The 21,983-nt window shown below is 71.0% G+C and carries 17 protein-coding genes; 9 read left to right on the forward strand and 8 right to left on the reverse strand.

Annotated elements, in window-relative coordinates; translation table 11 throughout:
* Positions 1–5: 5 nt before the first annotated feature.
* On the reverse strand, positions 6–1,574 hold the full coding sequence (locus ACWC0C_RS30670; RefSeq protein WP_450867282.1) for an MFS transporter: 1,569 nt from the start codon (positions 1,572–1,574) through the stop codon (positions 6–8).
* 112 nt (positions 1,575–1,686) lie between these two features.
* Positions 1,687–2,400 (reverse strand): PAQR family membrane homeostasis protein TrhA, encoded by a 714-nt coding sequence (trhA, locus tag ACWC0C_RS30675; protein ID WP_449195788.1) that lies wholly within the window; start codon positions 2,398–2,400, stop codon positions 1,687–1,689.
* Between the two features lie 367 nt (positions 2,401–2,767).
* Between trhA and ACWC0C_RS30680 the strand changes: the two genes are divergently transcribed.
* The gene (locus tag ACWC0C_RS30680; RefSeq protein ID WP_449195787.1) at positions 2,768–4,585 is read left to right on the forward strand and encodes a phosphoenolpyruvate carboxykinase (GTP); all 1,818 of its coding nucleotides are present in this window, start codon (positions 2,768–2,770) and stop codon (positions 4,583–4,585) included.
* 471 nt (positions 4,586–5,056) lie between these two features.
* On the opposite strand, the gene ACWC0C_RS30685 is transcribed toward ACWC0C_RS30680, so the two are convergent.
* Positions 5,057–5,476 (reverse strand): SCO4983 family protein, encoded by a 420-nt coding sequence (locus tag ACWC0C_RS30685; protein WP_449195786.1) that lies wholly within the window; start codon positions 5,474–5,476, stop codon positions 5,057–5,059.
* Between the two features lie 87 nt (positions 5,477–5,563).
* On the reverse strand, positions 5,564–6,775 hold the full coding sequence (locus tag ACWC0C_RS30690; RefSeq protein WP_450867284.1) for a pyridoxal phosphate-dependent aminotransferase: 1,212 nt from the start codon (positions 6,773–6,775) through the stop codon (positions 5,564–5,566).
* Positions 6,776–7,000: 225 nt separating this feature from the next.
* On the opposite strand from ACWC0C_RS30690, the gene ACWC0C_RS30695 reads away from it, so the two are divergent.
* Positions 7,001–7,924 (forward strand): hypothetical protein, encoded by a 924-nt coding sequence (locus ACWC0C_RS30695; RefSeq protein ID WP_450867286.1) that lies wholly within the window; start codon positions 7,001–7,003, stop codon positions 7,922–7,924.
* A gap of 471 nt (positions 7,925–8,395) precedes the next feature.
* On the forward strand, positions 8,396–9,241 hold the full coding sequence (locus tag ACWC0C_RS30700; RefSeq protein ID WP_449195783.1) for a trypsin-like serine peptidase: 846 nt from the start codon (positions 8,396–8,398) through the stop codon (positions 9,239–9,241).
* Here the strand turns inward: ACWC0C_RS30700 and ACWC0C_RS30705 are convergent.
* A complete protein-coding gene (locus tag ACWC0C_RS30705; protein WP_450867288.1) occupies positions 9,238–10,851 on the reverse strand; it encodes an N-acyl-D-amino-acid deacylase family protein in 1,614 nt (537 codons plus the stop codon). The genes ACWC0C_RS30700 and ACWC0C_RS30705 overlap by 4 nt on opposite strands.
* 32 nt (positions 10,852–10,883) lie before the next feature.
* Positions 10,884–12,152 (reverse strand): alanine racemase, encoded by a 1,269-nt coding sequence (locus tag ACWC0C_RS30710; protein ID WP_450867290.1) that lies wholly within the window; start codon positions 12,150–12,152, stop codon positions 10,884–10,886.
* A gap of 162 nt (positions 12,153–12,314) precedes the next feature.
* Between ACWC0C_RS30710 and ACWC0C_RS30715 the strand changes: the two genes are divergently transcribed.
* The 6 genes from ACWC0C_RS30715 (at position 12,315) to ACWC0C_RS30740 (ending at position 19,148) form a co-directional block, all read left to right on the forward strand.
* Positions 12,315–13,715, forward strand: a complete 1,401-nt coding sequence (locus ACWC0C_RS30715; RefSeq protein WP_450867292.1) for a PfkB family carbohydrate kinase — start codon at positions 12,315–12,317, stop codon at positions 13,713–13,715.
* A complete protein-coding gene (locus ACWC0C_RS30720) occupies positions 13,712–14,473 on the forward strand; it encodes an IclR family transcriptional regulator (RefSeq protein ID WP_450867293.1) in 762 nt (253 codons plus the stop codon). Before ACWC0C_RS30715 ends, ACWC0C_RS30720 begins: the two co-directional genes overlap by 4 nt.
* Positions 14,470–14,889 (forward strand): RidA family protein, encoded by a 420-nt coding sequence (locus ACWC0C_RS30725; RefSeq protein WP_450867294.1) that lies wholly within the window; start codon positions 14,470–14,472, stop codon positions 14,887–14,889. The genes ACWC0C_RS30720 and ACWC0C_RS30725 overlap by 4 nt, the downstream gene beginning before the upstream one ends.
* A gap of 123 nt (positions 14,890–15,012) precedes the next feature.
* Positions 15,013–16,539 (forward strand): GntP family permease, encoded by a 1,527-nt coding sequence (locus ACWC0C_RS30730; protein WP_450867295.1) that lies wholly within the window; start codon positions 15,013–15,015, stop codon positions 16,537–16,539.
* Positions 16,540–16,612: 73 nt separating this feature from the next.
* Positions 16,613–17,173: a hypothetical protein gene (locus ACWC0C_RS30735; RefSeq protein WP_450867296.1), complete on the forward strand. Its 561-nt coding sequence runs from the start codon at positions 16,613–16,615 to the stop codon at positions 17,171–17,173.
* A gap of 145 nt (positions 17,174–17,318) precedes the next feature.
* Entirely contained in the window at positions 17,319–19,148 is a 1,830-nt protein-coding gene (locus ACWC0C_RS30740) for a sialidase family protein (RefSeq protein WP_450867298.1), read from the forward strand.
* 88 nt (positions 19,149–19,236) lie between these two features.
* Here the strand turns inward: ACWC0C_RS30740 and ACWC0C_RS30745 are convergent, their stop codons facing one another.
* Together ACWC0C_RS30745 and ACWC0C_RS30750 are read right to left on the reverse strand one after the other, a co-directional pair.
* Complete coding sequence (locus ACWC0C_RS30745; protein WP_450867299.1) at positions 19,237–19,878, reverse strand: CatB-related O-acetyltransferase; 642 nt, start codon at positions 19,876–19,878, stop codon at positions 19,237–19,239.
* Positions 19,879–20,045: 167 nt separating this feature from the next.
* On the reverse strand, positions 20,046–21,764 hold the full coding sequence (locus ACWC0C_RS30750; protein WP_450867301.1) for a chitinase: 1,719 nt from the start codon (positions 21,762–21,764) through the stop codon (positions 20,046–20,048).
* Positions 21,765–21,983 lie beyond the last annotated feature (219 nt).

The following is a 21,983-nucleotide window of genomic DNA, read 5'->3' on the forward strand; positions in this document are numbered from 1 at the left end:
GCCGGTCATTGTCCGGCATCCGCCACGGGGGCGGCCATGGCCGGGGCCTCCTCCCGCCCGGCGTGCCGGACGGCCGGGGCGTTCGGCAGCAGCAGCGCCGCGAGCAGGGCGGCCAGCAGGGCGGCGATGCCGCACACCAGCAGCACCACGGTCATGCCGTGGACGTACGCGCTGTTCGCGGAGGCCGCCAGGTGGGCCGAGCGGCTCTGCGCCGCGATGGCGTGCGCGGCGACCACGGACTCCCCGGCGGAGTGTGCCGCCGCGCCCGGCAGCCCGGCCACGTCGAGCCGGTCCCGGAAGACGCCCGCGAGGAGGCTGCCGAGCAGGGCGATGCCGATGGCGCCGCCGACCTGGCGGAACGTCATGAGGAGCCCGGAGCCGCTGCCGGCCCGGTCGGCGGGCAGCGTGCCGAGCGCGCCGTCCATCGCCGGGACGACCGCGAAGCCGAAGCCGAGTCCGGTGATCGACAGCCACAGCGCGGTGAAGCCGTAACCGGAGTCCGTGGTGGTACGGCTGCCCAGCAGGGCGGCGAAGGCGAGCACGACCAGTCCCGCGCTGACCACCGCGCGCGCCCCGAACCGGGCGACGGCCGCCTGGGCGCCCTTGGCGGCGATCAGCAGCCCGCCGGTCATCGGCAGCAGCCGGAGGCCGGTGCCGAAGGCGTCATGGCCGAGCACCGCCTGAAGGTAGGTCGGCACGGTGAACATCAGGCCCGACAGCACGAACATCACCAGGGTCGCGGCGGTGGTGTTGAGCAGGAAGCCGCGGTGCGTGAGCAGGCCCATGTCGAGCATGGGGCGGCTCATCCGGCGTTCGCGCAGGACGAGAGCGGTGAGCAGGACGGCGGCAGCGGCGAACATCGCCAGCACCAGGCCGTCGCCCCAGCCGCGGTCCGGGGCCTCGATGATCGCGTAGATCAGCGCGCCGAGGCCGGTCGCGGTGAGCGCGGTGGAGACGGTGTCGACCCTCGGGCTCGCCGGGTCGCTCGTTTCGGGGAGGAGGAAGAGACAGGCGGCGATGCCGAGCGCGGCCATCGGGATGTTGATCAGGAAGACCGAGCCCCACCAGAAGTGGCCCAGGAGCCAGCCGCCGACCAGCGGGCCGAGCGGCATGCCGAGCGCCGAGGCGGCGGAGATCATGCCGATGGCCTTGCCGCGCTCGTCCGGGGCGAACATCGCGGGCAGTACGGCCAGCGACAGCGGCATGATCAGCGCGGCGCCGATGCCCATTACCGCGCGGGCGGCGATGACGGCGTTCACATCACCGGCCAGGGCGCCCAGTACCGAGCCGCCGAGGAAGACCGCGAGTCCGGCGATGAGCATCAGGCGCCGGCCGAACCGGTCGCCGAGCAGGCCCGCCGGAAGCATCAGCGCGGCGAAGACGACGACGTACGCGTCCGCCATCCACTGCTGCTGCCCGGTCGTGGCGCCGAGCTGCCCGGCCATGGTCGGCAGGGCCACGTTGAGGATCGTCGAGTCGAAGGCGAGCACCAGCATGCTCGCGACCAGGGCTCCGAGGGCCCACCAGCGGCGGGGGTCGGACCGCGTGTCGTCCGGGTGAGTGACAGTAGCCATGAAATGAGAGTAACTCGCAAAATCATGAAGCTGTCAATGGAGAGCCGGTTTCAGGCATACGAAAACGGCCACGGCTGGTGAGCCGTGGCCGGGAAGGGGAGTTGGCGGAGCCTTACGCGTGCTGGTAGGCCACCAGCGAGATGCCGACGTAGTGGACGACGAACGCGGCGAGCGTGAAGGAGTGGAAGACCTCGTGGAACCCGAACCAGCGCGGTGAGGGGTTCGGTCGCTTGATGCCGTACACCAGGCCGCCGGCGCTGTAGAGCAGGCCGCCGACGACCACCAGGACCAGGACGGCGATGCCGCCGGTGCGCAGGAAGTCGGGCAGGAAGAAGACGGCGGCCCAGCCCATCGCGATGTAGCAGGGGGTGTAGAGCCAGCGTGGGGCGCCGACCCAGAAGACGCGGAAGACGATCCCGGCCGCGGCGGCGGCCCAGATGCCCCACAGCAGCCACTGGCCCTTGGCGCCGGGCAGCAGGAGCAGGGTCAGCGGGGTGTAGGTGCCCGCGATGATCAGGAAGATGTTGGCGTGATCCAGGCGGCGCAGGACGCCGTCCATCCGGGGGCTCCAGTTGCCCCGGTGGTACAGCGCGCTGACGCCGAAGAGCAGGCAGGCCGTGAGGACGTAGATCCCGCAGGCGACACGGCCTCTGGTGGAGTCGGCGAGCGCGGTGAGCACGAGGCCCGCGATGAGTACGGCCGGGAACATGCCGAGGTGCAGCCAGCCGCGGAGCATGGGCTTGACCGGAAGTGGCACGGAGAGCGCGACGGGACCGCGGCCGGCGGCCGGCGAGTCCGTGGGCGCGTCGGGGGCGGACGCAGTCATGGGCCGCATCGTACCTACGGAACCGTAAGTTACGGGTCAGTGCGGTCGGCGGAGCGTCGCGGAGTGGCCATCGTCTCATGCGAAACGCCACGGCCGTGTTCAAAAAGTCTTTCAGGCGAACTCAACGTGCACGTAAAGGGACGTGGAGGTACGCAGGAAGGATGCGAAAACCGTGGCCTTCCTCACGCCGCTCACCTGTGACTCCCCCTGGACATATGCGCACTCGGGACGGATGATCAAATGAGTGCGGTCGGCACCGGATGAGCGCCCACAGTCGAACGACTGCGAAGCATCCGGGTCGCAGCCCCCACGGGGCCCCAAGGAAAAATCCCTCACCAGGGCAAAAATCCCTCACTTAGGAGCAATCGTGGCGCGCGACATCGCGGCTCCCGTCCCCACCCATCACAAGGAACTGATCTCGTGGGTCAACGAGATCGCCGAACTGACCCAGCCGGACAGCGTGGTCTGGTGTGACGGCTCCGAGGCCGAGTACGACCGGCTGTCCGAGGAGCTGGTGGCCAAGGGCACCTTCAAGAAGCTCGACCCGATCAAGCGCCCCAACTCCTACTACGCAGCCTCCGACCCGACCGATGTCGCGCGCGTCGAGGACCGCACCTTCATCTGCTCCGAGAAGGAGGAGGACGCGGGCCCGACCAACCACTGGAAGGCCCCCGCCGAGATGCGGGAGATCTTCAGCGGCGAGAAAGGCCTGTTCCGCGGCTCCATGCGGGGCCGCACCATGTACGTCGTCCCGTTCTGCATGGGCCCGCTCGGCTCCCCGCTGTCCGCGATCGGCGTGGAGATCACCGACTCCGCCTACGTCGCCGTGTCCATGCGCACGATGACGCGCATGGGCCAGGCCGTCCTGGACGAGCTCGGCGACAGCGGCTTCTTCGTCAAGGCCGTCCACTCCCTCGGCGCCCCGCTGGAGGAGGGCCAGCACGACGTTCCGTGGCCGTGCAACTCCACCAAGTACATCTCCCACTTCCCCGAGGACCGCGAGATCTGGTCCTACGGCTCCGGCTACGGCGGCAACGCCCTGCTCGGCAAGAAGTGCTACGCGCTGCGCATCGCCTCCGTCATGGCGCGTGACGAGGGCTGGCTGGCCGAGCACATGCTGATCCTCAAGCTCACCCCGCCGCAGGGCGAGGCGAAGTACGTCGCCGCCGCCTTCCCGAGCGCCTGCGGCAAGACCAACCTCGCCATGCTGGAGCCCACGATCTCCGGCTGGACCGTGGAGACCATCGGCGACGACATCGCCTGGATGCGCTTCGGCGAGGACGGCCGGCTGTACGCGATCAACCCCGAGGCCGGATTCTTCGGTGTCGCGCCCGGCACCGGTGAGCACACCAACGCCAACGCGATGAAGACCCTGTGGGGCAACGCGGTCTTCACCAACGTCGCGCTCACCGAGGACGGCGACGTGTGGTGGGAGGGCATGACCGAGGAACTCCCGGCCCGCCTGACCGACTGGAAGGGCAACGCCTGGACGCCGGCGTCCGAGACCCCGGCCGCCCACCCGAACGCCCGCTTCACCGTCCCGGCCTCCCAGTGCCCGATCATCGCGCCGGAGTGGGAGGACCCGAAGGGCGTGCCGATCTCGGCGATCCTCTTCGGCGGCCGCCGCGCCACCGCGGTGCCGCTGGTGACCGAGTCCTTCGACTGGAACCACGGCGTCTTCCTCGGCGCCAACGTGGCCTCCGAGAAGACCGCCGCCGCCGAGGGCAAGGTCGGCGAGCTGCGCCGCGACCCGTTCGCGATGCTGCCGTTCTGCGGCTACAACATGGGCGACTACATGGCCCACTGGATCAAGGTCGGCAAGTCCGCGGACGCGGCGAAGCTGCCGAAGATCTACTACGTCAACTGGTTCCGGAAGAACGACGAGGGCAAGTTCGTCTGGCCGGGCTTCGGTGAGAACTCCCGCGTCCTGAAGTGGATCGTGGAGCGCCTGGACGGCAAGGCCGAGGGCGTGGAGACCCCGATCGGCGTGCTGCCGACGCGCGAGGCGCTGGACACCAACGGGCTCGAACTGGCCGACTCCGACCTGGACTTCCTGCTCTCGGTCGACAAGGAGGTCTGGCGCGAGGAGGCGGCGCTCGTCCCCGAGCACCTCAACACCTTCGGCGACCACACCCCGAAGGAGCTGTGGGACCAGTACCACGCGCTGGTGAAGCGCCTGGGCTAGTCCCACCCGAGACTCCACGGCCGGCCGCCGTGCCCTGACCAGCGATCGTCCCGGCCGGCCGTGGTGACAAGCCGGCGAGGCCCGCACAACGGCGTGGGGGCCCTGGGCCTGTCGTCACGTTCCCGCTCGCCCCGCGGGAGCACGACGGCAGGCCTTCGCCTGTCTCCACCGGCCACGGTCCCGGATACCGCGTATGTGACTCCTGCCTGCGCGCTTCCGTGCCCCGGAGCGCCGAGACGAGGTGCTCCGCCTTGTCCGGACGTGGGCGCCTGCCGGACCCCCGCCAGGGGCGCGGGGCTGTATCGATATGCGGCTCCGCCGTGTGGGTGGACGCTGCCGGGTCAACCGGGCCCACGAAACGTCCCGCACGCCAAGAAGCCGGCCGAAGCCGACGCAGTGCTGTGGCGCCCGGTCCGCGCGTCGCTGCGGGTGCACGCGGACCGGGGCCGATCGGGGGACCCTCGGAAGGGGTCAGTGGGCGGTGCTCAGTTCCTTCGGGTCGGCCAGGGCGGCGGCGTGGGCGTCCATGCGTTCCGCGGCGAGGATCGCCGCGGCGGTGTCCGCGCGGGACGCGGCGACGACCAGCGCACGGCCCGCGAGGGCATGCGCCCGCCGGTGCAGCGGCGCAGGCTCACCGGCCGAGGCCGGTACCGCACGCGCCGGCGTACGACCCGCCCGGAGCCTGCTCACCTCGCCGGCAAGGCGCTCCGCAGCGGCCTCCAGATCGGCCGACGGAGTCAACCCCCGCAGCTCGTCGGTGACGGCCAGTAGGGCGGCGAGGTGTCCGGCGAGCTGGATGTCCAGCTCCTCCTCGCGTGACCGGTGGGGGAAGTCGGAGGCGGTGTCGGCCATCGTGCTGTGGACCGACTTGGCGCGGATCGGTTCGTACATGGGATGGCCTCCTGTGCTCTGACAGGAAGCCATCCTAGCTTAGATTTCGTCTAAAGTTGAGTCGTGTCACGGAATGAAGTCCGTCGACTACGGCTGGCTGTATCCGTCCAGGAAGTTCCCGATCCGGGTGATCGCGTCCCGGAGATCGCCGATCGTCGGCAGGGTCACCACGCGGAAGTGATCCGGCTCGGGCCAGTTGAAGCCCGTACCCTGGACGACCATGATCTTTTCCTGGCGCAGCAGGTCCAGGACCATCCGCCGGTCGTCCTTGATCTTGAAGACCTGGGGGTCGAGGCGCGGGAAGAGGTACAGCGCGCCCTTGGGTCGTACGCAGCTCACGCCCGGGATCTGCGTCAGCAGGTCGTACGCCGTGTCCAGCTGCTCCTTCAGGCGTCCGCCCGGCAGCACCAGGTCGTTGATCGACTGGCGTCCGCTGAGCGCGGCGACCACGCCGTGCTGGCCCGGCATGTTGGCGCACAGCCGCATGTTCGCCAGGATCGTCAGGCCCTCGATGTAGGAGTCGGCGTGCGCGCGCGGCCCGGAGACGGACATCCACCCCACCCGGTACCCGGCCACCCGGTACGCCTTCGACATGCCGTTGAAGGTGAGGGTGAGCAGATCGGGGGCGATCTTCGCGGTCGAGGTGTGCGTGGCGCCGTCGTAGAGGATCTTGTCGTAGATCTCGTCGGAGCAGACCAGCAGGTTGTGCCGGCGGGCGATGTCGGTCAGGCCCCTCAGCACGGCCTCGTCGTACACCGCGCCCGTGGGGTTGTTCGGGTTGATGATGACGATGGCCTTGGTGCGGTCGGTGACCTTGCGCTCGACGTCGGCGAGGTCGGGCATCCAGTCCGACTGCTCGTCGCAGCGGTAGTGCACGGCGGTGCCGCCGGAGAGGGAGACCGCCGCGGTCCACAGGGGGTAGTCCGGGGCGGGTACGAGGACCTCGTCGCCGTCGTCCAGGAGGCCCTGCATCGCCATCACGATCAGCTCGGAGACGCCGTTGCCGATGAAGACGTGCTCGACGTCCGTCTCGATGCCGAGGGTCTGGTTGTGCATGACGACCGCGCGGCGGGCGGCCAGCAGGCCCTTGGCGTCGCCGTAGCCGTGCGCGCTGGAGACGTTGCGGAGGATGTCCTCGAGGATCTCCGGGGGGCACTGGAAGCCGAAGGCGGCGGGATTGCCGGTGTTGAGCTTGAGGATGCGGTGGCCTGCCGCCTCAAGCCGCATGGCCTCCTCGAGAACCGGACCCCGGATCTCGTAACAGACGTTGGCGAGCTTGGTCGACTGGATCACCTGCATATCCGTGAGCTTACGGCCCGGTAATGCCTCGTGGGTCGTGTTTTCCGACACGTGAGACGCGGAGATTTGTCCGGATATCGTCCATGGCTGTCTCAGGAGCCACTCGCGTCCCTAAAATGCGGTGCCGCTCCGCCGGATCGGCCCGGTACGGCGGGGGCGGGCCCGAGCGGGCGGCTTGTGTGCACAGCGAGGCGGAGTGGGGCGGGGATGCACGGAGACACGGGCATGAACGGCAGACACGGACCGGGCGAAGCGCCGACGCCCCAGGATCCGCCGACCCTGCACGCCACCGAGCCGACCCAGGCGCTGCCGCGCGTGTACGGCGCCGACCTGCCCCAGGTCCCGCCGAACACGGATGACGCGCAGCCGACCCAGGCGCGGCCGAACGTGTACGACACCGAGCCGCCCCAGGTCCCGCCGCACGCCGGTCACGCGCCGTCGGGCTCGGCCCCGCCGAACGTGTACCTCCCCCGGGCGGCCTCCGCTCCCGCGTACGACGAGTACGCCGACCCCGCCGCCGCCCACGGCTGGCAGAACGCCTACGACGAGACCCGCGAGCTGCCCCCGCTGACGGAGCCGACGGAGCGGCCCGTGCCGACCGAGCTGTCCGAGTGGCCCGAGTCGCCGGAGCTGCCCGAGTTGGCCAGGTCGGCCCATCCGGTCGCGTCGGCCGGCCGGTCCCGGCCGGGTGAGGGGCGGGCCGCGCGGCGGCGCGCCGATCGGCGCACGGGTGGCCGCCGCCGGGTGGCGGTCGTCGCCGGGGTGCTGGGAGTGGCCGGCACGATCGCGGCGATCGCCGCTCTGGCGGGCGGCTCGGATTCCCCCGCCTCGGACGGGTCCGGCCCGGGTGTCGCCGGCTCCACCACCGCGACCCCGCGCACCTACGCCGGCTCCCCGGCCGTGTCCGCGGCCTCGACGGCCGCCGCCGACGCCCCCTCGGCCAAGCCGTCCGACTCGTCCGCCTCCCCGGCCGCCGGCGCCCCCCAGGGGCAGGCCGACACCCCGACCGCCTCCGCCTCCACCGCGACGGCCCCCACGACGTCCCGCGCACCCGAGCCCACCCCGACGACGCCCGGTCCGACGACCTCCCCGCCCAGCTTCCCCAGCGGCCGCGGCCATGGCCACGGCGCGACGAAGCACCCGCACTGACCGACGGGCACCGTGTCGCGTGAGGCCGTCAAGTTGACGGTTGGTCGGATGAGGTTCGCGCCGGGCTTTCCCGGTGGCTGTGGTCGGAGTCGTGGTGCGACGAAGCACCTGCACTGACCGGTGGGTGCTGTGTCGCGTGAGGCTGTCGCGTTGACGGTTGGTCGGATGATGTCCGCGCCGGGCCTCTTGGCGGCTGGGGTTGGGGCGGGCGTGGTGTGACGAGGTATCCGGGCCGGCCGGCGGGTGCTGTTGCCGCCCGAGCTCACCGTGTTGACGGCCGGTCCGACGACGTCCGCGCTCCGGGGCGGCACCGGGATCGTGGTCCCGGACGACATCGGCGTCGCACAGGGAAACCCCTATGACCTGAGCCGGCTTCTTGTTCCCGCCCCTCCGATGCATCGACAATGCGCATGACAAACGAGGGGCGGCCGGAGAACTCCGGTCGCCCAAGTCGTAAGAGGGGACCCCCACATGAACAAGCCTCTCCTTGCCGCGCTCTCCTCCCTGGCCATAGCCGGGCTGGGCGCGACCCCCGCGGTTGCCGCGCCGCACACCACCGCCGCTGCCACCGCCAAACCCAAGGCGACCGTCAACTTCGCCGGCACCGTCTCGCTCAGCAACTGCTCCGGCTCTGTGATCCGCTTCCCCAACTCCGCCGACAGCGACCCGGCGCTCGTGCTCACCAACGGCCACTGCCTGGAGACCGGTTTCCCGGGCCCCGGCGAGGTCATCACCGGTCAGTCCTCCAGCCGCAGCTTCGGCCTGCTTAACGCCTCCGGCAGCAAGGTCGCCACCTTGCGCGCCAACCAGGTCGTCTACTCGACCATGACGGACACGGACGTCACGATCTACCGGCTGACCACCACGTACGCGCAGATCAAGAGCTCGTACGGGATCAGTCCGCTCACCGTGAACGACACCCACCCCACCGCCGGGACGGCCATCAAGGTCGTCTCCGGCTACTGGAAGCGGACGTACAGCTGCAGCATCGACGGGTTCGTGTACCGGCTGAAGGAGGGCGACTGGACCTGGAAGGACTCCGTCCGCTACACCTCGTCGTGCAACACCATCGGCGGCACCTCGGGCTCCCCGGTCATCGACACCAGCACCGGCAAGGTCGTCGCCGTCAACAACACCGGCAACGAGGACGGCGAGACCTGCACGGAGAACAACCCGTGCGAGGTGGACGAGAGCGGCAACGTCACCATCCACCAGGGCATCAACTACGCCGAGGAGACCTACCAGATCCCCGCCTGCTTCACCACGGGCAACAAGCTGGACCTCAGCGCGGCCGGCTGCATCCTGCCCAAGCCCTAGCCGACGTCCGTACGACGGACCGCCCGCCCCGCGAGCACATCCGTCCGCTTCCCGTCCTCGATGACGAACCGGCCGTCGACCAGGACGTGCGGGATTCCCGTGGGAAGCGTGCGGGGCGCGGCGAACGTCGCGCCGGGCGCCACCGTCTCCGGGTCGAAGAGCACCAGGTCGGCCCGGTACCCCTCGCGCACCAGCCCCCGGTCCGGCAGTCGCAGCCGGGCCGCGGGCCGGGAGGTGAGGTGGGCGACGCACTCCTCCAGGGACAGGATCCCCAACTCCCGTACGTAGTGGCCGAGATAGCGTGGAAACGTGCCGTACGCGCGCGGGTGCGGCTTGTCGCCCCGGAGGATGCCGTCGGAGCCGCCGGTGTGGGTACGGTGCCGCATGATCGTGCGGACGTTGTCCTCGTGGCCGACGTGCTGGAGGATCGTCGTACCGAGCCGGTCCTCGACCAGCAGCCGGCGGGCGGTGTCCCAGGGCGCCTCGCCGCGCAGCTCCGCCGCCTCCCGGACGGTACGGCCCACGAGATCGCCCAGCGCGGGGTCGGCGACGCCGGAGATCTCGATCGTCTCCCACTCCACGGGCACGCCGTGGCAGCCGTCCGAGCCGGTCACCTCCAGGTCGTGCCGGATCCGCGCGGCCGTCGCCGGCTCGGTGAGCCGGGCCAGGACCTCCTCCGGGCCGCCCTCGCTCGCCCAGCTCGGCAGCAGCGCGGCCAGGGTGGTGCAGCCGGGGGTGTAGGGATAGGTGTCCAGCGAGATGTCCGCGCCGGTGTCCAGGGCGGCGTCGAGCAGGGCGAGCAGCTCGGGCGCCCGACCCTCGTTCACGCCGAAGTTCATCGTCGCGTGCGCCAGGTGCAGCGGGCACCCTGCCTCCCGCGTCAGGGCGACCATCTCGGCGTACGCCTCCAGGGCGCCGGCGCCGTAGGAGCGGTGGTGCGGGCAGTAGTAGCCGCCGTACGACGCCACCACCCGGCACAGCTCGGTCAGTTCGGCGTCCGGGGCGTACATGCCGGGTGTGTAGGTGAGCCCGGAGGACATCCCGACGGCGCCCTGCTCCAGCCCCTCCGCGACCAACCGCCGCATCCGGGCCAGCTCTTCGGGCGTCGCCCCCCGGTCCTCCCAGCCGACGACAAGCGCGCGGACCGTGCCCTGCGGGATCAGGTACGCGGCGTTCACGGCGATGCTTCGGTCCAGCCGGTCGAGGTACTCGCCGACCGAGCGCCAGTCGAAGTCGACGTCGTCGCCGTACCCGTTCCACCCGGTGATCGCCCGCCGCACCTCCTCCAGCGTGCGATCGTCCACCGGCGCGTACGACAGCCCGTCCTGCCCGATGACTTCGAGGGTGACCCCCTGCGCCGCCTTCGCGCTGTGGTCGGGGTCGCGCAGCAGGGCGAGGTCGGAGTGGGCGTGCATGTCGATGAAGCCGGGGGAGAGGACCAGGCCCTCCGCGTCCAGCTCCCGCATGGCCCGCGGGCGCTGGCAGCCGGCCGCGGCGGCCTCCTTGACGATCGAGACGATCCGGCCGCCGTCGATCACCACATCGGCCCGGTACGAGGGTTCGCCGCTGCCGTCGGCGACGTCGGCGTCCCGGATGACCAGGTCCTCCACGAATGGCTCCCTAGAAGTACTAGAGGTAGGTACTAGAAGTAGGTGCGGATGTAGTCCACGACCGTCCCGTCCGCCTCGGCGACCGGGATCAGCTGCCACTTGTCGAAGGACGTGCACGGGTGGGACAGGCCGAAGCCGACCCAGTCGCCGACCTCCACGTCCGCTTCCGGGGCGGTGCCCAGCCACAGGTGCTGGTCGGAGAGGGCGGTCACCTCGATCCCGGTCGCCGCGTGCTCCGTGCCGTCCCGGCGTACCACCTGGGCGACGGGCAGGTCCAGGTCGTAGGCGGCGTCCCGCTTGCCCGCGTTGACGAAGGCCTGGTCGGCCGAGGGGCGGGAGACGACCTGCGCCCACAGCCGGAACGCGGGCTCCAGGGCACCTTCCTCGGGCACCCGGTTGAACGGCGTGAGCTTCCTGTAATGCACGTCGTCGTGCGAGACGTAGGCGCCCGAGCGGAGCAGCTTCAGGACCGGGAGGGAGAGCGCGGGGATCCGGGCGAAGGCGTGGGCGACCGCGTCGAACCACTCGCTGCCGCCGGCGCTCACCACGATCTCCCCGGCCCCGGCGAACCGCCCCGCCTTGTCGAACTCGGCGGCGAGCGTGACCAGCCGTGTCAGCCACTCCCGCACGCGCTCCGGGTCGGCGCCGGGCACCTGGGCCTCGTATCCCGCCACACCCACCAGCCGCAGCGTCTCGGTGCGGGCCACCGCGTCCGCCACCGCCCACGCGTCCGCCTCCGTGCGCACACCGGTGCGGGCGCCGTCGCCGGCGCCCAGTTCCACCACGACCTCCACCGGCCGGGCCGCGCCGGTCAGCGCCGCGTCCATCAGCTCCACCCCGCGCACGGAGTCGACGTAGCAGACGAGGCGGAACTCCGGGTCGGCGGCGAGTTCACCGGCGATCCAGCGCAGCGCGGAGGCGTCCACCAGTTCATTGGCGAGGAAGATCCGCCGAATCCCGAACTCCCCGGCCACCCGCACCTGGTGGGGCAGCGCGAGGGTGATGCCCCAGGCGCCGTGCTCGATCTGGCGGTGGAAGAGCTGCGGGGCCATCGAGGTCTTGCCGTGCGGGGCGAAGGCCAGGCCGTGCCGGATCGTGTACGTCTCCATGAGTGCCAGGTTGTGCTCCAGGCGCTCGGCGGACAGGGCGAGGACCGGGGTGGTGAAGCCGCCGGTGAAGAGGTTGCGGCGCTGGGCGGCCAGCTCGCCGACGGTGAGGCCGTCGGCGTCCGGCGGGAGGCCCTTGAAGCGGTGGTCGACGCGTTCCTCGGCCAGCCGGGCGAGCGTTTCGCTGCTGCTCATGGGGCCCCTTTCATCGGTTCGTTGCATTCTCTGCAACGCCCATTGCATGTGTTGCCAACTGGTGTCTAGCATCTCGCCGACACCAGGTCAACGGAGTGGTTACCCGGTCATCGGACAGGAGTCATCATCAACGACGCTGCTTACGCCGTGAAGGTTTCGGACATGGATGCCGTGGACGTGGCGGACGTGGCAGAGGTGGTGGACGTGGTGGCGCTCGGCGAGTCCATGGTCACCTTCCTGCCCAGCCGGCCGGGCCGCCTCGCGGACGTGCCCTCCTTCGACCGCGCGATCGGCGGCGCCGAGTCCAACGTGGCCTGCGCGCTGGCCGCCGCCGGGCACACCGCCCGCTGGGTCGGCCGGGTCGGCGCGGACGGCTTCGGCGACCACCTGGTGGAGCGGCTCGCCGGGTACGGCGTCGACGTCACCTCCGTGCCCCGGGACCCGGCCCGCCCGACCGGCGTCTACTTCCGCACGGCCGGCGACCGGGGCACGGGTGCGCACGAGGTGGCGTACTACCGGGCGGGTTCGGCGGCGTCGGCGATGTCGGCGGGCAACGTGGACCTGGCGGCGGTGCGAGCGGGCCGCGTACTGCACCTGTCCGGCATCACGGCGGCCCTGTCCCACGACTGCCTGGCCCTGATGCACACCCTGACCGCCCCCTGCCCGGGGCGCCCCCTCCTCTCCTTCGACATCAACTACCGCCCACCCCTGTGGCCCACCGCGGACGGACCCCTGATCCTGCTGGACCTGGCCCGCCGAGCGGACATCGTCTTCGTCGGCGAGGACGAGGCGGAGCAGGCCTGGGGCATCACGGGCGGACCCGAGGCGATCCGAGCGGCACTTCCGGAGCCGGGGGTGCTGGTGGTGAAACAGGGGGCGAAGGGGGCGACGGCGTTCGAGCGCGGCCAGTCCGCGGTCGGCCCTCCGGCTGGGGCGGCCGGGCGCGGCGAGCAACGGCCGGCACTCCCCGCGCAGCGCTCCGCGATCGGCCCCGTGGCTGAGGGGGGCGTGGACCTGCGTGGTCAGTCTGCGGGCGGTCGTGTTGCTGGGGTGAGCGTGGACGGCGTGCAAGGCTCCTCGGTCGTTCCCGCGGTCGCTGACGGTGCGGACCCGTGCCGTCAGCCCGCGGGCAGTCGTGCCGTTGGGGCGGCCCCCGTCCCCGGGCAAGGCGGCATCCCGCCGGCGCCGGGCCGCGCGGACGACCCTCGGCCCACCGTAACCCCGGGCGCCGCACAGCCGACCCACGAAGCTCCGACGGTAGCCCCGGGCACCTTCGAACCGGCCCCCCGCGTGGACGTCGTAGCGACAACCGGTGCCGGAGACGCCTTCGCCGCGGGCTTTCTCTCCGGCACCCTCCGCGCGCTCCCCCTGAGGACCCGCCTCCGACTCGGCCACCTCTTCGCCGCAGCCGCCCTCACCACCCCCGCCGACCTCGCCCCGCCCCCCACCCGAGACCACGCCGACCGCCTGTCCGCCCTGGACGACACCGCATGGGGGAGACTTCGACTCGCCCCCGGCTGGACGCAAGCCGTGCGGGCGACGGAGGAGGCGAACACCCCATGAGTCAGACCGTAGACCGCGCCCTGAGCATCCTGCCGCTCCTCGCCGAGGGCCCCGCCGACCTCGGCCAGGTGGCCGACCGCCTGGGCGTGCACAAATCAACCGCACTCCGCCTCCTGCGCACCCTGCACGAACACGGCCTGGTCTACCGCCAGTCCGACCAGCGCTACCGCCTCGGCGCCCGCCTGTTCGCCCTCGCCCAGGAGGCGATGGAGAACCTCGACATCCGCGAGATCGCCCACCCCCACCTCGTACGGCTGAACGAGCAGTGCGGGCACACGGTCCACCTGGCGGTGTACGAGGAGGGCGAGGTCCTCTACATCGACAAGGTGGAGAGCCGTTACCCCGTCCGCATGTACTCCCGGATCGGCAAACCGGTCGCCATCACGGTGGCCGCGGTCGCCAAACTCCTCCTCGCCGACCTGCCCGAACCCGAGCGCCACGCCCTCGCGGACAAGCTCGACTACCCCCCGTACACGCCCCGTTCGACCCCGAACGCCGAGGCCTTCCTCAAGGAACTGGCCACGGTGCGCGAACAGGGCTGGGCCACCGACCTCGGTGGCCACGAGGAGTCCATCAACTGCGTCGCCGCCCCCATCCGCGGTGCCGACGGCCGGGTGGTCGCCGCGATGTCGGTGTCCGCGCCGAACGTGGTCGTCACCGCCGAGGAACTCCTCACCCTGCTCCCGCAGGTCCGCCGTACCGCGGACGCGATCAGCGGCGAGTACTCCGGCAGAACACCAGCAAGGGACCGCGAATGACGGACAAGACGGAAAAGATCGCCCTCACCCCGAAGACCCACACCACCCCGCCCGCCAAGTTCTCCCACGGCGTGCGGAAGGGCAACATCCTCCAGGTCGCCGGCCAGGTCGGCTTCCTGCCCGCGGAGGAGGGCAAGCCCCCGACACCGGCCGGTCCCACCCTGCGCGAGCAGACCCTCCAGACCCTCGCCAACGTCAAGGCGATCCTCGAAGAGGGCGGCGCGAGCTGGGACGACGTGATGATGATCCGCGTCTATCTGACGGACGTGGACCACTTCGCCGAGATGAACGAGATCTACAACGCCTACTTCGAGGAGCAGGGCCTCACCCAGCCGCCCGCCGCCCGGACCACGGTCTACGTCGGTCTCCCGGCCGGCCTCCTCATCGAGATCGACGCACTCGCCGTACTCGGCTGAGCGCCCGACGGTCCCTCACTTCCCGCACGTCCTTTCACGGTACGGCGGCCCTCACCCCCGGGCCGCCGTACCGCGATCCCCCCTGCCCGAAAGCACCATGTTCTTACGCAGAGGACCCCCCGTATGTCCCTCGTTCCCGGCATTTCCGTGGCCGCAGCCGCGCCCGCCACCCCACCCCACACCGGAGGCCTGCTCCTCCTCCTGAACGGCACCCCCGGCCTCCTCACGGTCGCAGCCCTCGGCATAGCCCTCCTGCTGTTCCTGATCATCAAGGTCCGGCTGCAGCCCTTCGTGGCCCTCCTGGCCGTCTCCATAGCGGTGGGCCTGCTCGCCGGACTCCCGGTCACCGAACTCTTCGGCACCGTCCAGCGTTCCGACGCCGTCTCCACCATCGAGTCCGGCATGGGCGGCATCCTCGGCCACGTCGCGATCATCATCGGCCTCGGTACGATGCTCGGCGCGATCCTGGAGGTCAGCGGCGGAGCGGAGGTACTGGCGACCCGCCTGCTGGCCCTGTTCGGCGAGCGGCGCGCCCCCCTCGCCATGGGCCTCACAGGCCTGATCTTCGGCATCCCGGTCTTCTTCGACGTGGGCATCTTCGTCCTGGCCCCGCTCGTCTACGCGGCGGCCAAACTCCCCCAGGACTCCGAAGAGCTCCGTCCCGGGGGGACCCCCACCGGCAGGTCGATCCTGCTCTACTGCCTCCCCCTCCTCGCCGGCCTGTCCATGACCCACGCCTTCCTGCCCCCGCACCCCGGCCCGGTCGCCGCCGCAGGCCTCCTCCACGTCCAGCTCGGCTGGGTCATCCTCATGGGCATCGTCTGCGGCATCCCGGCCGTCCTGGCCGCCTGGGCGTTCTCCGCCTGGATCGGACAGCGGATCTTCGTCGCCGTACCGCAGGACATGGTGGAGGCGGCGGAGGAGGCGAAGCGGGCGGTGGTGGCCGAACAGCGCGCGCAGGGCGTGGCACCGCAGGAGCGTCCGGTCCCGCTCGCCACGGTCCTGGCCGTCATCGGCACGCCCCTGATCCTGATCCTCGCCGCGACCTTCTCCTCGATCGCCCTGGACCCGTCCCCCGCCCGCTCGGTCCTGGAGTTCTTCGGCCACCCGTTCGTGGCCCTGACGCTGGCGCTTCTCCTCGCGTACCACCTCCTGGGCATCCGCCGCGGCTGGTCCCGCAAGTCCCTGGAAACGGTGTCCACTTCCTCGCTGAAGCCGGTCGGCAACATCCTGCTGGTGGTCGGCGCGGGCGGGGTCTTCGGCGCCGTACTGAAGGCGAGCGGCGTGGCCCAGGCCCTGTCGGACACGTTCCACGGCGTAGGCCTGCCGGTGATCGTGCTGTCGTACCTGATCTCGCTGGCCCTGCGGGTGGCCCAGGGCTCGGCGACGGTGGCGATCGTGACGACGGCGGGCATCGTGGCGCCCCTCCTCTCCGAGGGCCACCACTCCCAGGCCTTCGTGGCGCTTGTCATCATGGCCATCTCGGCAGGCTCCATCTTCGCCTCGCACGTCAACGACGGCGGTTTCTGGATGGTCGCCAAGTACTTCGGCATCACCGAACGGGACACGCTGCGGACCTGGACGGTCCTGGAGTCGGTGCTGTCGGTGGCGGGGTTCGCGGTGGCGGCGGTGGTGAGCGTCTTCGTGTGAACGTGATGTGAGTGAAACCGGGGATGAGCGGGCTGACTGGTTCCGGCACAGGGAAGTCGTCCATACTGCCGCCGTGGAGCAGCGCATAGGAGCGAGCAGCAAGCCGTCCGGGACCGAGCCGTTGAAGGCCGGGCCCGTGACGGGCGCCGGTTTCGACCCGGCGTTCATCCCCGGGATCTCCGTCCCGGCCCCGGCCACGTCAGAGGAGGTGGGGGACGCCCAGCCGGAGCCGGTGGATTCGGCGTTGCCGGGCGAGGCGGCGGCTCGGCCGGAGGGCTCGGCAGCGCCCGGGGAGACCGCGGAGACCGACGAGAGCGACGAGAGCACGGACGACGAAGGCCCGGACGACGGGCCGGTCTTCGAGGCCTCCGACCGCCGCGCGGAGATCGTGGCCGACCGCAAGGGCGTCCGCCTCCGCCTGGACGAGGAGTCCTGCGAATTCCGCTGGGAGGAGATCGCCGCGGTCGAGACGGAGTCCCCCCGCTTCGGCAAGCGCTACACGATCACCGTGCACACCCCGGACCGCCGCTGGTACCCGATCGAGATCGAGGCGGCGGCCAGGGCCCGCTTCCAGGAGTGGGACGCGCAGCTGGACGCCGTGCTGGACGCGTATTTCGACGACGGTTCGGACTGAGGACGACGGTTCGCCCGTTGTGACCGGGGGCGGCTGAACGGACCGTGGAAGCGTTCGGGGCCGCACACCCCGGATGCAGGTCCGTGCGGGGGACGGGTCCGTGTGTCGCCCACCGGGTCGCGGTCCGCTCGACGACGATCCGGTCGTGTTCTCCCTCTCCACGCTGCGCACCCGCAGCCTCCTCGCCCTCGCGGCCTCGGCCACCCTTGCCGTCCCGTCCCTCCTGCTCGCACCCCCGGCTTCCGCCGCCGTGGCCAACGGCGGCTTCGAGAACGGCACCCTGACCGGCTGGACCCGGGCCGGTGCCACCGCCATGGTCAGCTCCGGTGCCCACGGCGGCAGGTACGCCGCACGCGTCGGCGGAGCCGGCGCCGCGGACGGCGACTCCGCCATCACCCAGACCTTCCGCGCGCGTACGGGCGAGCGCCGGCTGTCGTTCTGGTACGACGTCAGCTGCCACGGCTCCGCGGCCCGCAACTGGGCCACGGCCCGGCTGCGGGACAACACCACCGGCGTGACCACCACCGTCGTGCGGAAGACCTGCACCCAGGGACGCGGCTGGCAGAAGGCGAGCACCGCCGTCAGGCCGGGCCACAGCTACACCCTCCGCCTGGCCCACCACTGCGATCACCCCGCCGCCCACCGCACCTTCACCCGCTACGACGACGTCCAGCTCACCGCCGATCCCCTGACCCGGATCGACACCGACCCCTTCACCAACTCCGCCAGCCAGCACGCCACCGTGGTGGAGCCCGACACCTTCGCCGCCGGCAACACGGTCATCGCCGTCGCCCAGAACGGCCGTTTCTTCAGCGGCGGCGCCTCCGGCCTCGGCTGGGCCCGGTCGGCCGACGGCGGGGTCACCTGGACCCACGGCACCATCCCCGGCATCACCGTCTACCAGGGCGGCCCCTTCTCCCGGGTCTCCGACCCGTCGGTCGGCTACGACGCCCGGCACGGCACCTGGCTGACCGCGGGCCTCGCCCTCAACGCGACCTCAAGCGGCGTCATCGGCGCCGGAGTCACCGTCAGCCGCTCCACCACCGACGGCGTGAGCTGGCAGAGCCCCGTCAGAGCGGTCGGATTCAACGGGCCGAACTACGACAAGCCGTGGATCACCTGTGACAACACCCCCACCAGCCCGTTCTACGGGCGCTGCTACATCGAGGTCGACAACAACTCGGCCGGCAACCGGATCCTGATGAGCACCTCCACCGACGGGGGACTCCACTGGTCGGCACCGGTCACTCCGTCCGGCGCCCCGAGCGGCCTGGCCGGGCAGCCGCTCGTCCGGCCGAACGGCACCGTCGTCGTACCGTACTCGGCCAATGGAAGCGCCATCCGCGTCTTCAACTCCACCAACGGTGGAGCCTCCTGGAGCGGCACCTCACTCATCGCCTCCGTCAGCGCCCACACCGTCGCGGGCGGCCTGCGGGCCATCCGGGGAATCTCCTCGGCGGAGATCAGCGCCTCCGGCCGGATCTTCGTCGCGTGGCACGACTGCCGCTTCCGCGCGAACTGCACGGCCAACGACATCGTCTACTCCACCTCGTTCGACGGCGTCACCTGGGAGACCGTGCGCCGTGTCCCGATCGACGCCACCACCAGCGGCGTCGACCACTTCCTCCCCGGCCTCGGCGTCGACCGCACCACATCCGGGAGCACCACCCGGATCGGCCTGTACTACTACTTCTATCCGGTCGCCAACTGCACCTCGACCACCTGCCGCCTCCAGGTCGGCTACATCTCCTCCGCCGACCGGGGCGTCACCTGGACCACCGCCACGACGCTGACCGGGCCGTTCCCCCTCTCCCAGATCGCGAACACCAACCAGGGCCGCATGGTCGGCGACTACATCTCCACCTCCATCGTCGGGGGCCGGGCCGTATCCGCGTTCCCGCTCGGCGCGGCCCCGACCACCGGGCAGGCCTTCGACGAGGCCCTGTACACGGCCGGCCCGCTCACCGTGGGCTGACCGCCACCGCCCAGCCGCAGTAATGGGCTTGTTCCGGGGGGTCTCCCGCTCGATGACTTCGTCGGGCGGGAGACCCCCCGTCCGCGCGTCATACCGGCGGCGCGGCCGACTCCAGATCGTCGATGCTCCCCGACATGATCGTCCGCACGTGCTCGGTGATGCGCTCCGCCGGCCAGTCCCACCACGCCACCGCCAGCAGGCGGGCGATGTCCTGGTCGTCGTAGCGGGTGCGGATGAGGCGGGCGGGGTTGCCGCCGACGATGCCGTAGTCGGGTACGTCGGTGGTGACCACCGCGCCGGAGGCGATGATCGCGCCGTGTCCGATCCGTACGCCGGGCATGATCGTCGTGCCGTGGCCGAACCAGACGTCGTTGCCGACGACCGTGTCCCCGCGGTTCGGCAGGCCGGTGAGCAGGTCGAAGTGGGCGGCCCAGGAGCCGCCCATGGTGGGGAAGGGGAAGGTCGAGGGGCCGTCCATGCGGTGGTTGGCGCCGTTCATGATGAACCGCACGCCCGTGCCCAGCGCACAGAACTTGCCGATGACCAGCTTCTCCGGCCCGTAGTGGTAGAGCACGTTGCGCGTCTCGAACGCGGTCGGGTCGTCCGGGTCGTCGTAGTACGAGAATTCCCCGACCTCGATCAGGGGAGACTTCACCAGCGGCTTGAGCAGCACCACCCGCGGCTGCCCGGGCATCGGATGCAGGACGGTCGGGTCGGCGGGTACGGGCATCGCGCGCGGCTCCTCGGCGGTTGGGTGTACCGGTGACCCATCCATGATCGCCGGATCGAGCCGTCCAGGTCACCGGCTTTCCACCCGCGGCACCGTGCGACGGCGCCCGGGCCGCCGAAGGCCCGGGCGTCGTCCCGCCACCGGTGCGTCACCAGCCGGATCTCACGTCACGGCAGCGCGTGCACATGCGCCCCCACCGCGTTCGACCACGCGTTCCCCGCCGACGCGTCCCAGTTCGTCGACCAGGTCATCGCGCCGCGCAGGTCGGGGTAGGTCTTCGACGGCTTGAAGGTGCCGCAGTTCGTGCCGGCCGTCAGGCAGTCCAGGGCGTTGTCGACCACGGACGGGGAGACGTAGCCGCTGCCCGCCGCGCTCGTCGACGCCGGGAGGCCGAGGCCCACCTGGGACGGGGCCAGGCCGCCCTGGAGCTGGATGCAGGCCAGGGCCGTGAGGAAGTCGACCGAGCCCTGGCTGTAGACCTTGCCGTCGCAGCCGAGCATGGAACCGCTGTTGTAGTACTGCATGTTGACGACCGTCAGGATGTCCTTGACGTTCAGGGCCGTCTGGAAGTAGGTGTTCGACGTCGACTGCATGTCGATCGTCTGCGGGGCCATCGTGATGACGAGCGACGAGCCCGCCTTCGACGACAGGGCGCGCAGCGCCTGTGTCATGTACGTCGCGTTGAGGCCGTTCTCCAGGTCGATGTCGACGCCGTCGAAGCCGTACGTCTGCATGAGGGAGTAGACGGAGTTCGCGAAGTTCGTCGCCGATGTCGAGTCGCTCACCGACACCGTGCCGTTCTGGCCGCCGATCGAGATGATGACCTTCTTGCCGGCCGCCTGCTTCGCCTTGATGTCCGCCTTGAACTGGTCGACCGTGTAGCCGCCCAGGCCGGAGGAGTCCAGGTTGAAGGTCACCGCTCCCGGTGTCGACGTCGCGTCGGCGAAGGCCACCGCGATGATGTCGTACGCGGACGGGACGTCCGACAGCTTCTGGACCGTGGCGCCGTTGTTGAAGTTCTGCCAGTAGCCCGTCACCGCGTGCTTGGGCAGCGCACCGCCGCCACCACCGCCGGTCGGGGCCGTCGTGGCCGTCACGGACGCCGACTTCGCCGACTCGCCCGCCGCGTTCGTCGCCGTCACCTGGAAGCTGTACGACGTCGACGCCGACAGGCCCGTCACCGTCGCCGAGGTGCCCGGCACGGAGGTCACCTTCGTGCCGTTGCGGTACACGTTGTAGCCCGTCGCGCCCGAGACCGTCGACCAGGACAGGGAGATGGACGAGGAGGTCGTACCGGAGACCGCCAGGCCGGACGGCACGGACGGGACCGTCGGGGCCGGGTCGCCGCCTCCGCCGCCGTCGGGGCCGTAGACCGAGATGTCGTCGGCGTAGTAGGGCGCCTGGCCGTACCAGCCGTGGGTGTAGATCGTGACCGACGTCGTGGAGGCACCTGTGGTGAAGGTCGTCGACAGCTGCTTCCAGGCCGGTGTGTCGGGGGTCCACGTCGAGACGTCCGTCGTGCCCGTGCCCGTCACGCCCAGGTAGGAGTAGCCGCCCTGGACCCACGCGCTCAGCGTGTACGTCGAGTTGGGCTTGACCGCGACGGGCTGGGTGCACTGAGCGTTGTCCTGGCCGGCCGGGGTCGCCTTCAGGGCGGCGGTCCCGCCGTGCACCGGGGAGGAGACCGTCGTGCCGCTGCCCGCCGTGCACGTCCAGTCGGCGAGGCCCGACTCGAAGCCCGCGTTCTTGACGTTGTTGACGTCCGCCGCGGCGGCCGGGCCGGCGGTCGCGGTGAGGCCCGCGACGGAGAGGGCCAGGGCCGTGGCGGCGGACCACAGGGTGATTCGCCGTCCACGGGGTCTGGGTATGCCTGGTGCATGGTCCACTGGGGCCTCCGGTGGGGAAGTCGAGCCCGGCGAGGGAGCCTTGGCGGGGAGGGAGGAGGGGGAGAAGCGGTGGCCACCGTTGGGCTACAAGTTGGTCCAGACCAATCCAGGTGTCAAGAGGTCCAGACCAAATGCGTTTCCGGATCGCCGCGCAACCTGTCCGGATTTGGCGGGACTTGCGACGAGAGAGTTCCACGCGAGCTTCACAAACGCTGTTCT

The organism is Streptomyces sp. NPDC001709 (assembly GCF_053596375.1).